This is a genomic window from Amycolatopsis sp. NBC_01480 (assembly GCF_036227205.1).
Taxonomy (GTDB): Bacteria; Actinomycetota; Actinomycetes; order Mycobacteriales; family Pseudonocardiaceae; genus Amycolatopsis.
On the sequence record NZ_CP109442.1, the window covers coordinates 516,230 to 526,944 of the forward strand.

Here is a 10,715-nt window from a genome sequence, read left to right on the forward strand (position 1 = left end):
GGAACCTTGAAATCCTCGTAGCTTTTTCACCTGTACGGGCCTTGCGCCCCGCTCCTCAGCCCCAGCAGGTAACGCACCGGTCCCAGGAGGCCACCTCATGCAGAGCGTTCAGACCCCCGCTCAGGCGAGCAACGAGACCGTTTCGTCACCCACCGAAACCGAATTCACGCCCGGAACCCGTGTGACGTCAGGCACAAGGGTTACGCGGGGTACTCGGGTCACGCGCGGTACACGCGTCACGGCCGGCACCCGCGTCACCTGCGGAACCCGCGTCACGCGCGGCACCCGGGTCACCCGTGGCACCCGCGTGACCAACGGGACCCGCGTCACCCGGGGCACCAGGGTCACCCGCGGCACCCGGGTCACGGCCGGCACCCGCGTCACCTGCGGAACCCGCGTCACGCGCGGCACCCGGGTCACCCGTGGCACCCGCGTGACCAACGGGACCCGCGTCACCCGGGGCACCAGGGTCACCCGCGGCACTCGGGTCACGGCCGGCACCCGCGTCACCTGCGGAACCCGCGTCACGCGCGGCACCCGGGTCACCCGTGGCACCCGCGTGACCAACGGGACCCGCGTCACCCGGGGCACCAGGGTCACCCGCGGCACCCGGGTCACGGCCGGCACCCGCGTCACCTGCGGAACCCGCGTCACGCGCGGCACCCGGGTCACCCGTGGCACCCGCGTGACCAACGGGACCCGCGTCACCCGGGGCACCAGGGTCACCCGCGGCACTCGGGTCACGGCCGGCACCCGCGTCACCTGCGGAACCCGCGTCACGCGCGGCACCCGGGTCACCCGTGGCACCCGCGTGACCAACGGGACCCGCGTCACCCGGGGCACCAGGGTCACCCGCGGCACTCGGGTCACGGCCGGCACCCGCGTCACCTGCGGAACCCGCGTCACGCGCGGCACCCGGGTCACTCGCGGCACCCGCGTCACCATGGGCACCCGGGTCACGAACGGCACCCGCGTCACGCGCGGCACCAGGGTCACCCGCGGCACGCGCGTCACCATGGGCACCCGCGTCACCAGCCAGGCCGAATTCGCGCTCGCTGCCTGAGGCCGCGCCGTCTGGGACACCGCCCAGCGGGGCTGAGCGCGCGACGGGACCCGTCGCGTCAAGCAGGTTCACCGGCTCGCCCCGGTCGCCATCCGGCGGCCGGGGCGCCGACGTGTCCGGGGCCGTTCAGGCCGCGGAACCCAGGTACGGCCGCCAGAGCGGGTCCGCTTCCGTGGAGTGCGCGAGCAGGCGCCAGTGCGGGCCGTGCGGCGCGCGCGGGACCACGCGCAGCCGCCAGCCGATCTCCGACAGGAGCCGGTCGGCCTTGCGGTGATTGCACTTGGCGCAGCAGGCGACGCAGTTCGTCCAGCTGTGCGGCCCGCCGCGGCTGCGCGGCAGGACGTGGTCGATCGTCTCGGCCCGCCCTCCGCAGTAGGCGCAGCGGTACCGGTCGCGGTGCATCAGCCCGGCCCGGGTCAGCGGCACCTTGGCGCGGTAGGGCACGCGCACGTAGGTACTGAGCCGGATCACCGACGGGACGGGCAGCGAGACGGTCGCGGCGTGCAGTTCGACGCCGCCCGGGTCGCCGTGCACCACCTCGGCCTTGCCGCACATCACCAGCACCACAGCCCGCCGCAGCGGTAGGGCGGTGAGGGGCTCGAAAGTCGCGTTCAGCAGCAGTACGCGGCGGCGGCCCCAGGACGGGGTCGCCGGGTCCCGGCCTCTACGCTGGCCGGGCGGACGGGAGACACCCCCTGGTCGGGTTCCCGGCCCAGCCGGGACCGCTCCGCCGGATGCGGAACCTCCCGGGCAGGCACGCAGGACCGCCTCCGGCAGCTGGTCGGCCATGGCTTGGCCGGAGCCGCCGGGGGGGATGGGTTGTCGGTCTGGCACTCGACCACCTCCACCGGTGCAGGCATAGTCGACCACACATGGCCCCCCGTGCGCACCTGTCTTCGGTGACGTGTCATGTTCCGGTCACCTGCCGTCGGGGAAACTGCAGTGAAGAAAGGACTGTTCCAGCTCGTGAATCTCGTGCTCAGCGCCCCGCCGGCGTGCATATCGGACCCCAGCACCTGGTGCTCGCAGGTCTTTTCGATCACGCACAACCAGTGGCTCGCCGGCTCGGCGGACTGGATCGTGACCAAGCCGCTGCGGATCATCCTGATCCTGGTCGTGGCGTTCCTGGTGCGGTATCTCACACGGCGGCTGATCGACCGCATCACGACGTTGCCGGGCACCTCCGGGAAGATCCCCGCGCTGCTGAAGCCGCTGCGCGAGCGCGCGCCCGACGTGCTCGGCCCGGCCGTGGTGGAGCGCCGCCGCCAGCGGGCGAAGACCATCGGCTCGGTGCTGCGCTCGATGAGCACTTTCCTGATCTACGGCCTGGCGTTCATCCTCGTGCTGGGCGAGCTGGGCGTCGACCTGGCGCCGATCATCACCACCGCCGGCATCCTCGGCGTGGCGATCGGCTTCGGCGCGCAGAACCTGGTGCGCGACTTCCTGTCCGGCATGTTCATGATGATCGAGGACCAGTACGGCGTCGGCGACGTCGTGGACATCGGCCCGGCCACCGGCACGGTCGAGGCCGTGGGCCTGCGCATCACCACGCTGCGCGACCTGCAGGGCACCGTCTGGTACGTCCGCAACGGCGAGGTGCTGCGCGTCGGCAACTCCAGCCAGGGCTTCGCGGTCGCGGTGGTGGACGTGCCGCTCGGCTACTCCGCCGACGTCGACCTGGCGACCACGGTCCTGATGGGCGCCGCGAACAAGGCCACCCAGAGCGAGCCGCTGTCGGTGAACGTGCTGGAGCCGCCGGAAATGCTGGGCGTGGAGAAGGTCACGCCGGAGGGCATCGAGCTGAGGCTGACGGTGAAGGTCCGGCCGGGCAAGCAGTGGGCCGTGCAGCGCGCGTTGCGCGGGCAGCTGCTCGGCGCGCTGGAAGAGGCGGGCTTCGAACCGCCGCTCGGCCGGTTCATGTCCTCGGCACCGGCCGCCGACAAGTAGCGCGCGGCAAGGCAAGATGGAGGGGTGTCGACTGTGAGTGGCCCGGACCCGGCGAGCCTGTACGAAGCCGTGGGCGGTGAACCGACGTTCCGCAGGATCGTCGCGCGGTTCTACGCCGAGGTGGCGACCGACGAGGTGCTGCGCCCGCTGTACCCGGAGGAGGACCTCGGCCCGGCCGAGGAGCGCTTCCGGCTGTTCCTCATGCAGTACTGGGGCGGCCCGCACACCTATTCCGACCAGCGCGGCCACCCGCGGCTGCGGATGCGGCACGCGCCATTCAAGATCGGCCCGATCGAGCGGGACGCCTGGCTGCGCGCGATCCGGATCGCCGTGGACGAGGAGAACCTCGAGGAGCCCTACCGCCAGCAGCTGTGGGCGTACCTCGAAATGGCGGCGCACAGCATGATGAACAGCTTCGTGTGATGCGCCGTCGGGTGGCGGGGCGACGGCCACCGGAGGCCGCGCCCCGGCCGTCCTGGTGGCAAAACGCCGTCTTCTACCAGGTGTACGTGCGCTCGTTCGCCGATTCCGACGCCGACGGCGTGGGCGACCTCGAAGGCATCGTCAGCCGGCTCGGCTACCTGGAGCGGCTGGGCGTCGACGCGCTCTGGCTCACGCCGTTCTACCGCTCCCCCATGGCCGACCACGGCTACGACGTGGCGGACCCGCGCGACGTCGACCCGATGTTCGGCACCCTCGGCGACTTCGACGTGCTGCTCACCGAGGCACACAAGCGCGGCATCAAGGTGACCGTGGACGTGGTGCCGAACCACACCAGCAACCAGCACGCCTGGTTCAAGTCCGCGATGGCCGCCGCCCCGGGCAGCCCCGAGCGCGAGCGCTACATCTTCCGCGACGGGCGCGGGCCGGACGGCGCCGAGCCGCCCAACAACTGGGTCAGCGTGTTCGGCGGCCCGGCCTGGACCCGGGTGCCGGACGGGCAGTGGTACCTGCACCTGTTCGCGCCGCAGCAGCCGGACCTGAACTGGGCCGACGCCGAGGTCCGCTACGACCTCGAGCGCACCCTGCGGTTCTGGCTCGAACGCGGCGTCGACGGCTTCCGCATCGACGTCGCGCACGGCATGGCCAAGCCGCCTGGCCTGCCCGACATGGACGTCAGCACGGCCGGTTTCGGCGGGGACACTGTGGACGACCCCCGTTTCGACAACGACGGCGTGCACGAGATCCACCAGATGATCCGCAAGGTGCTCGACGAGCACCCGGACACCATGGCCGTCGGCGAGATCTGGGTGAACGACGAGGAGCGGCTGGCCCGCTACCTGCGCCCGGACGAGCTGCACCTGGCGTTCAACTTCCGCCTGGTGCTCACCCACTTCGACGCCGACGCGATGCGGACCTCGATCGAGCGCTCGCTGGCCGTGCCGCGCGCGGCCGGCGCGCCCGCGACCTGGACGCTGAGCAACCACGACGTCTGGCGCACCGCGAGCCGGTACGGCGGCGGGCCGGCCGGCGTCCGGCGCGCCCGGGCGATGGCGCTGGTGGAGCTGGCCCTGCCCGGCGCGGTCTACCTGTACAACGGCGAAGAGCTGGGGCTGGAGAACGTCGAGCTGCCGCCCGGGGCGATGCAGGACCCGCGGGCGCGCACGCAGGGCCCGGAGTTCAGCCGGGACGCCGCCCGCGTGCCGATGCCGTGGGACGGTGACCTGCCGCCGTTCGGCTTCTCGCGCAACCCGCGCACGTGGCTGCCGATGCCGGCGGCGTGGGCGGACGTGACCGTCGAGCGGCAGCTGGGGGACGACGATTCGACGCTTTCGCTGTACCGGCGGGCCGTCGGGCTGCGCAAGACCCATCCCGCGTTCCGGGTCGGCGACGAGCTGGAGTGGTACGGCGCGCCCGCGGGCTGTTTCGCGTTCCGCCGCGGCAAGGGCGGGCTGATCTGCGCGCTGAACACCTCGGCCAGCTCGATCGCGCTGCCGCCGGGCGAGCTGCTGCTCTCCAGCAGCCCGCTGGTGGACGGACGGCTCCCGCCGGACGCGACGGCCTGGCTGGTCTGAGCCGGGGTCAGCCCGCCACCGGGCTGGTGCGGAACGAGCGGAAGCCGCGGCGGAGGTAGTTCGGCAGGGCGTGCGGGTGGTCCTGCGTGGAGGTGTGCAGCCAGACGCGGCGCACCGGCACGTCGTCGGCCTGGGCGGCCTCCCATGCCGCGCGCACGACGAGGGTGAGCGCGTATCCGCCCAGCCGCTTCCCGACGTGCTCCGGCAGCAGGCCGAACGTGGTGATCTCGACGTCGCCGCCCGGCTGGGGCTCGAAGTCCGCGATGCCGACGGCCACTCCGCCGTGGCGGACGAGGCGATACTGGCGCAGCGGGTGGGCGAGCCACCGGGCCCACTCCTCGTCCGAACGGGACACCCCGGGCCAGTCGTAACGGGCGCCGATGCCGAGGTGCAGCTCACGGATCAGCGGGGACTTCGCGGTGATGGCCTCGAGCGCCAGGCCCCCGACGGGCGCGGCGGGGCGCAGCCCGTCGGGGGCGGTCAGCTCGAGGTGGGTGACGATGGGTTCCACACCCGCCACCCTAGGAGGGGGGCCAGGGCCCCGTCGCCGGAATTGCTGCCCGGCTAAGCGTCGGCGCGCTGGCCGGCGGCGTCGAGGCCGAGCATGGCGAGCAGGCCGCGCAGGTCCTGGGCGTCGTGAGCCTTGCCCGCGACGGTGCGGACCGCCTGGTCGCGCTGGGTTCGCAGGCCTACTTCAGCCGAAGCGCGGGCACGGGCGAACTCACTGGTTTCCAGAGAAAGGGGACGTCGTTCCGAGCGCATGCGGCTCCTCGCCGAGATCGAAGGGGCCCGGCGACCGGGTGTCCACCTGCCACGGGCGGGACTGCCGGCCGACGACGACGCCGGCCCTGATGCCGGCGCGCGGGATGTTCTCGACCGCGATGACGCTACACGAGCCGTACCCGGCGGCACCAGTAAGCAGGCACTACGGGGCAGATCAGGCAGTAGGGTCTCCCCCATGCCCGAACAAGACGCTGGCCCTTCGCTCGAGCCGACGCTGGGCGAATGGCTCAAGGCGCGGGCGGAGACCGAGGCCCACCTCAAGGCGGCCCCACCACCCGGCGCGGCGTCGGCCCAGCACCTCGCCGACCTGCTCGCGACGGAGGAGTCGTGGCAGGCGCAGTACACCGAGCTGCTCGGCCGGGACACCCCGGAGCACCGGTTCCCGCGGTCCAATCGCTGACCGCGCAACAAGATCATCATCTGTCCATAAAGGACGTACACTGTGGACGCAAAGCGCGGATTCCGGGGCGCCGCCCCCGTTCGGCAAGAGGTATGGCGTCCGGGGGCCCGGCGTGCTTTACTGTCGAAGGTCTTGTTTTGTGTTCGTGCGGTGGGTACGTCCCGCAGCCACGCTCGCAAGATGCAGCGGGCGTAGTGGTTCTCCTTCACGGGAAGATCAAACCGTCGGTTCTCGACCCGGATGCCGAGGTGGCATCTCGATTTCGTTTTTCAGTGGTGGAGATTTCTATGACGCAAGGCACCGTGAAGTGGTTCAACGCCGAGAAGGGCTTCGGCTTCATCACGCCGGACTCCGGCGGTGGCGACGTGTTCGTGCACTACTCCGAGATCCAGGGCAACGGATTCCGCAGCCTTGAGGAGAACGCGCGCGTGGAGTTCGAGATCGGGCAGGGCCAGAAGGGACCGCAGGCCACCTCGGTCACGGTTATCTGATTTTTCCCAGGCTTTCACGAAGGGCCGGCAGCCGCTAGGGTGCCGGCCCTTCGTCGTGCCCGGTCCTTCGTCGTGCCGGTCTCAGGCGGCCGCTGTCGTCACGGCGCGGCGCAGGTACCGGACCGTTCCGCCGGCCAGCGCCAGCGAGACCACCAGCTCGAACAGCGAGGTGACGAACCGCGCGGCCTGGTCGGGCCGGGCGCTGACGGCGAAGTAGCGGGCCAGCGACAGCATCAGGGGGCTGCGGGTAGCTACTGACACCGCCGCCGCGATCGCGATGGCCAGGAAGATCAGGCCGCCGCGCGCGATCGCCGCCCGGGCGTCCGCGCAACCGGTCCGCGACGAGCCGACCCACGGGGACGATCGACCCGGCGACGTAGGCGAGCACGTCGCCGGCCCCGAGGGTGCGCAGGACGTAGAAGATCAGCAGCGGCGGGACCACGTCGAGGAGGATGGCGCGCAGGGTCGCGCGCCGGGCGGTGCGGGACTGAGCAGTGTCGGCCGCGGGTGCGGAGGTCACGGGTCAAGTCCTTTGTAGGCAGTCAGTTTTGGTGGGCGGCCAAGGATCCGTGCACCTCGGGCACCAGGCTTTCGAGAGCCGGAACGGCAACGTCTTCCCCGGCGACGACCACCACCGAGGCGAGGCAGGGCCCCTCGGAAAACCAGGCGACGGCCGTGGCGGGCGCCCCGTCCCCGGCTCCGGGGAGCAGGTAGCCGCGGGCTCCCGGCACGTCCGGCAGGGGCACGGTGGGCGGGCTCATCACCGCGAGGATCGCCGCGCAATCCGAGGCACTGGCGAGTTCGAACACCATCGCATGCGCCAAGCCGACGCCGTCCTGACCGGACGCGCGCGCACGGCTGGCGGCGTCCTGGTCGGACACGTGCGCCAGGCCCGCGCCCTCCCGGCCCGACTCGTGCGTCAGGCCCGCACCGTCCTGGCCGGACGGCTCGCGGTCGTCGACGGACCAGGTGGTGACCCATCCGCCGCGCAGGCCGTGGCTCCGCATCATCAGCCGCTGGGCGTGCTGTTCGGAGCCGGAAACCGCGTAGCCGGGCGGAAAGCCGTAGCGGGCGCTGATCGGCCCGGAGGTGAGCGGCTCGCGGCGCCGTCCGCCGATGAGCGGGGTCGCGGGCACCAGGACCGAGCGGTCGGCCTGCCCCGGGGACGCGGGCTCGTCGTCCTCCCCGGCGAGCAGGGCGGCGAAGACGATGGTCATGGCCGCGGTGTGGTCGTCGCCTTCGCCGGTCCCGGGTGAGGCCGTCGCGAGCAGCTTGGCCAGCAGCTCCTGCTCTTCACGGAAGGCCTCGACCCCGGCCCCGGTCATCCGGATCCAGGTCCGCGGCCGCCGGTTCTCGAAGACCTTCTCGGTCTCGATGTACCCGTGCTCCTCCAGGACGCCCAGGTGCCGGCCCAGCCCGCCGTCGCTCTGCCCCAGCGCGTCCCGCAACTGCGAAAACGTGCACGGCCCCCGTCGGTCGAGGACGGCCAGCACACCCAGGCGCACCCGCTGGTGGACCACCTCGCGCAGCCCCGCCTCCAGCTCCCGCTCGGCCATGTTCACTCCCGATGGTTGCGTACTCTCGATTCGAGAGTACGGCGGGATCGAGAGTTTGAGGAGGGCTCGCCCGGAGAACGCCCGGACTGGGCCGGCACAGGGTGGTGGCCGGTTCGCGGGGAACCATCGGGAGGCGGTGGTCGTTGACTGGGGAGGCAGCGGCCAGGATCCGGATTGACGGACCGGCCGTACCAGCGGTGCTCAGGTCCCCGGCGCAGAGGCCGGCGGAACCACCGCGGGAACCGGCCTCGGCGCTGTGCCCCCGCAGCCGCCAGACCAGCTCAACACAGGAGTCCAGCATCGACACCCTCGACGATCCGGCCACGTCCTCCCCGCACACCCCGGTGGCGCCCTCCCCGGGCACCCTGACGGCGTCTTCCCCCAGCGCCCCGGCGGCGTCTTCAGCCGCCCTGACGGAGCCCGGCCCGGCAGGCACTTCCGCCGAAAACCCTGCCCTGGCACACAATTCGCCCACAAACACCACCCCGGCAGACAGTTCGCCAACGGACACCGACCCGGCCGAAAGCCCGGCCGGGAAAACCGGTGGGCGGGCCAGTGAGCCGGTGATGGCCGGGCGGCAGACCGCGACCGAGGCGTTCCTCGTCAAGGTGTTCGCCGTCGTGCCGCTGCTGGCGGTCGCCGCGGCGGTGCCGTTGGCTTGGGGGTGGGGGCTGAGCTGGCTGGACATCGGGCTGGCGGCCGCGTTCTACTGCCTCACCGGGCTCGGCGTCACGATCGGCTTCCACCGGTACTTCACCCACGGCGCCTTCCGCGCGCGGCGCGGGCTGCGGATCGGGCTGGCCGTGGCGGGCAGCATGGCCATGCAGGGGCCCGTGGTCGCCTGGGTGGCCGACCACCGGCGCCACCACGCGTACGCCGACCGAGACGGCGACCCGCACTCCCCCTGGCGCTTCGGCACCACGCCCGCCGCGCTGGCCAAGGGATTCTGGCACGCGCACATGGGCTGGCTCTTCGACCGCGACAAGACCAACCCGCGCCGCTTCGCCCCCGACCTGCTCGACGACCGCGACATCAGCCTGGTCGACAAGCTCTTCCCGGTGCTCACCGTCGCCACCCTGCTCGGCCCGGCGCTGCTCGGCGGCCTGATCACGATGAGCTGGTGGGGCGCGCTGACGGCGTTCTTCTGGGCCGGGCTGGTCCGCGTCGCGCTGCTGCACCACGTCACCTGGTCGGTCAACTCGCTGTGCCACATGATCGGCGAACGCCCGTATGAGGCCCGCGACCGCTCCGCCAACTTCTGGCCGCTGGCGATCCTGTCCTTCGGCGAGTCCTGGCACAACTCCCACCACGCCGACCCCACCGGCGCGCGCCACGGCGTCGGCCGCGGACAGCTGGACATCTCCGCCCGGCTGATCTGGGTGTTCGAAAAGCTGAGCTGGGCCTCCCAGGTCCGCTGGCCCCGGCCGGAGCGCCTGGCCCGCAAGCTCCGCAGCGCCTGATCAACAGCAGCCTGACCAACAGCAGTCTGACCCACAACTGCTCGGCAGCTAAAGAAAAACCCGGCGGCAGGCTCGACACGAGCCCGCCGCCGGGTCCTTTCCCCAAGCCTTGTCCTACCGCCGCAGCCTCACGTCTGCCCGGCGCGCAGCAGCATCCGGGCGACCAGGTCCTCGTCGTCGGCAGCGACCCGGGCGGGCGGGGCGCCCAGAGGCGTGCCGCCGGTCCGGGAGACCACCTCGGTGACGAACCGGCCGACGGCTTCGGGAGCGGGGACCACGTCGCCGCCGAGGCGGGCGAGCACCAGCGGCGCCTCGTCCGGGCGCGGCTCCACCGAGACGGCCCAGCCCTGGCGCGCGCTCCACACCAGCATCAGGTCGCGGCCCGGGTACGACGGCGCACGCCGGCTGAGGCCGAGGTACGCGGTGACAGTGTCAGTGACTTCGAACGACGTTCCTTCAGGCGGAACGCCGACGGCAGTGGCCACCGCGCTCACGTAACCCGCGAGTGCGCTGCGCAGCAGCTGGTGGTCGTCACCCTCGGCAAGGTCGGAAAGAAGGTCGGGTCTGGACAGGAGCATCAGATCTCCGTTCCACCGTCCCACCGCGCCGGCGAAAACCGGCAGGAGCGGTGTAGAGGCCGCGGTGCCGTTCGGAGGGACGGCAGCTGACCGCCAACGACTCTACCCGGGTTCGCGGTCAGAACCAGGGCATCAACCGCTCTGACCGCCGCTCATGTCCCCTCCGCCGCCGTTTCCGGAGTCGGCGAAACTGCTCGCGATCCACCCCGCGAACAGGGCGGCTTGCACGTACGGCGCGGCCTGCCCGACCGCCCGGCCGACGGAGCGGGTCCATTTTTCAGGGTGCTCCGCCGGCTCGGGCGCGGGCTCGCCCGCGGGACGGTCGGTGCGCCACGGCGTCTCGTCCGCGCGCACCTCGGCGAGGAAGTCCGCCGTCGGGTCACCGTCCTGCTCGCTCATGCCTCCACGATCGCACCCCGGGC

The 10,715-nt window shown here is 72.2% G+C and carries 14 protein-coding genes; 7 read left to right on the forward strand and 7 right to left on the reverse strand.

Annotation, left to right across the window (positions count from 1 at the left end; all coding sequences use genetic code 11):
* The first annotated feature begins 307 nt into the window (after positions 1-307).
* Positions 308-1,063 carry a hypothetical protein gene (locus OG371_RS02535; protein WP_329065114.1) on the forward strand — a complete coding sequence of 252 codons (756 nt, stop codon included), beginning with the start codon at positions 308-310 and terminating at the stop codon, positions 1,061-1,063.
* A gap of 126 nt (positions 1,064-1,189) precedes the next feature.
* Here OG371_RS02535 and OG371_RS02540 read toward each other — a convergent pair whose 3' ends face one another.
* On the reverse strand, positions 1,190-1,684 hold the full coding sequence (locus OG371_RS02540; RefSeq protein WP_091619668.1) for an HNH endonuclease: 495 nt from the start codon (positions 1,682-1,684) through the stop codon (positions 1,190-1,192).
* 345 nt (positions 1,685-2,029) lie between these two features.
* Here OG371_RS02540 and OG371_RS02545 point away from each other — a divergent pair, with 345 nt between their 5' ends.
* The 3 genes from OG371_RS02545 to OG371_RS02555 are packed head-to-tail and all read left to right on the forward strand — an operon-like array spanning position 2,030 to position 5,025.
* Positions 2,030-3,010, forward strand: a complete 981-nt coding sequence (locus OG371_RS02545; protein ID WP_329072889.1) for a mechanosensitive ion channel family protein — start codon at positions 2,030-2,032, stop codon at positions 3,008-3,010.
* Between the two features lie 33 nt (positions 3,011-3,043).
* Positions 3,044-3,433, forward strand: a complete 390-nt coding sequence (locus OG371_RS02550) for a globin (protein ID WP_425425322.1) — start codon at positions 3,044-3,046, stop codon at positions 3,431-3,433.
* A complete protein-coding gene (locus OG371_RS02555) occupies positions 3,433-5,025 on the forward strand; it encodes a glycoside hydrolase family 13 protein (protein ID WP_329065117.1) in 1,593 nt (530 codons plus the stop codon). The genes OG371_RS02550 and OG371_RS02555 overlap by 1 nt, the downstream gene beginning before the upstream one ends.
* 7 nt (positions 5,026-5,032) lie before the next feature.
* On the opposite strand, the gene OG371_RS02560 is transcribed toward OG371_RS02555, so the two are convergent.
* Together OG371_RS02560 and OG371_RS02565 are read right to left on the reverse strand one after the other, a co-directional pair.
* Positions 5,033-5,536 (reverse strand): GNAT family N-acetyltransferase, encoded by a 504-nt coding sequence (locus tag OG371_RS02560; protein WP_329065120.1) that lies wholly within the window; start codon positions 5,534-5,536, stop codon positions 5,033-5,035.
* 53 nt (positions 5,537-5,589) lie between these two features.
* The gene (locus OG371_RS02565; protein ID WP_091619682.1) at positions 5,590-5,787 is read right to left on the reverse strand and encodes a hypothetical protein; all 198 of its coding nucleotides are present in this window, start codon (positions 5,785-5,787) and stop codon (positions 5,590-5,592) included.
* 196 nt (positions 5,788-5,983) lie between these two features.
* Between OG371_RS02565 and OG371_RS02570 the strand changes: the two genes are divergently transcribed.
* Positions 5,984-6,208, forward strand: a complete 225-nt coding sequence (locus tag OG371_RS02570) for a hypothetical protein (protein WP_329065123.1) — start codon at positions 5,984-5,986, stop codon at positions 6,206-6,208.
* A 287-nt stretch (positions 6,209-6,495) separates the two neighbouring features.
* On the forward strand, positions 6,496-6,699 hold the full coding sequence (locus OG371_RS02575; protein ID WP_091619686.1) for a cold-shock protein: 204 nt from the start codon (positions 6,496-6,498) through the stop codon (positions 6,697-6,699).
* 81 nt (positions 6,700-6,780) lie between these two features.
* Here the strand turns inward: OG371_RS02575 and OG371_RS02580 are convergent, their stop codons facing one another.
* Both OG371_RS02580 and OG371_RS02585 read right to left on the reverse strand, forming a co-directional pair.
* Positions 6,781-6,960 (reverse strand): hypothetical protein, encoded by a 180-nt coding sequence (locus OG371_RS02580; RefSeq protein WP_329065125.1) that lies wholly within the window; start codon positions 6,958-6,960, stop codon positions 6,781-6,783.
* A gap of 281 nt (positions 6,961-7,241) precedes the next feature.
* The gene (locus OG371_RS02585) at positions 7,242-8,255 is read right to left on the reverse strand and encodes a transcriptional regulator (protein WP_329065127.1); all 1,014 of its coding nucleotides are present in this window, start codon (positions 8,253-8,255) and stop codon (positions 7,242-7,244) included.
* A 566-nt stretch (positions 8,256-8,821) separates the two neighbouring features.
* Between OG371_RS02585 and OG371_RS02590 the strand changes: the two genes are divergently transcribed.
* Positions 8,822-9,715: an acyl-CoA desaturase gene (locus OG371_RS02590; protein WP_329065129.1), complete on the forward strand. Its 894-nt coding sequence runs from the start codon at positions 8,822-8,824 to the stop codon at positions 9,713-9,715.
* A 128-nt stretch (positions 9,716-9,843) separates the two neighbouring features.
* On the opposite strand, the gene OG371_RS02595 is transcribed toward OG371_RS02590, so the two are convergent.
* A complete protein-coding gene (locus tag OG371_RS02595) occupies positions 9,844-10,293 on the reverse strand; it encodes a DUF6292 family protein (protein WP_329065131.1) in 450 nt (149 codons plus the stop codon).
* Between the two features lie 132 nt (positions 10,294-10,425).
* The gene (locus OG371_RS02600; protein WP_329065133.1) at positions 10,426-10,692 is read right to left on the reverse strand and encodes a hypothetical protein; all 267 of its coding nucleotides are present in this window, start codon (positions 10,690-10,692) and stop codon (positions 10,426-10,428) included.
* Positions 10,693-10,715 lie beyond the last annotated feature (23 nt).

What these genes read in the sequence shown, in the direction of transcription:
- OG371_RS02555 (WP_329065117.1), top strand. Translation starts at nt 3,433, where the DNA reads ATGCGCCGTCGGGTGGCGGGGCGACGGCCACCGGAGGCCGCGCCCCGG.
- OG371_RS02565 (WP_091619682.1), bottom strand. Translation starts at nt 5,787, where the DNA reads ATGCGCTCGGAACGACGTCCCCTTTCTCTGGAAACCAGTGAGTTCGCC.
- OG371_RS02570 (WP_329065123.1), top strand. Translation starts at nt 5,984, where the DNA reads ATGCCCGAACAAGACGCTGGCCCTTCGCTCGAGCCGACGCTGGGCGAA.
- OG371_RS02575 (WP_091619686.1), top strand. Translation starts at nt 6,496, where the DNA reads ATGACGCAAGGCACCGTGAAGTGGTTCAACGCCGAGAAGGGCTTCGGC.
- OG371_RS02585 (WP_329065127.1), bottom strand. Translation starts at nt 8,255, where the DNA reads ATGGCCGAGCGGGAGCTGGAGGCGGGGCTGCGCGAGGTGGTCCACCAG.
- OG371_RS02590 (WP_329065129.1), top strand. Translation starts at nt 8,822, where the DNA reads ATGGCCGGGCGGCAGACCGCGACCGAGGCGTTCCTCGTCAAGGTGTTC.
- OG371_RS02595 (WP_329065131.1), bottom strand. Translation starts at nt 10,293, where the DNA reads ATGCTCCTGTCCAGACCCGACCTTCTTTCCGACCTTGCCGAGGGTGAC.
- OG371_RS02600 (WP_329065133.1), bottom strand. Translation starts at nt 10,692, where the DNA reads ATGAGCGAGCAGGACGGTGACCCGACGGCGGACTTCCTCGCCGAGGTG.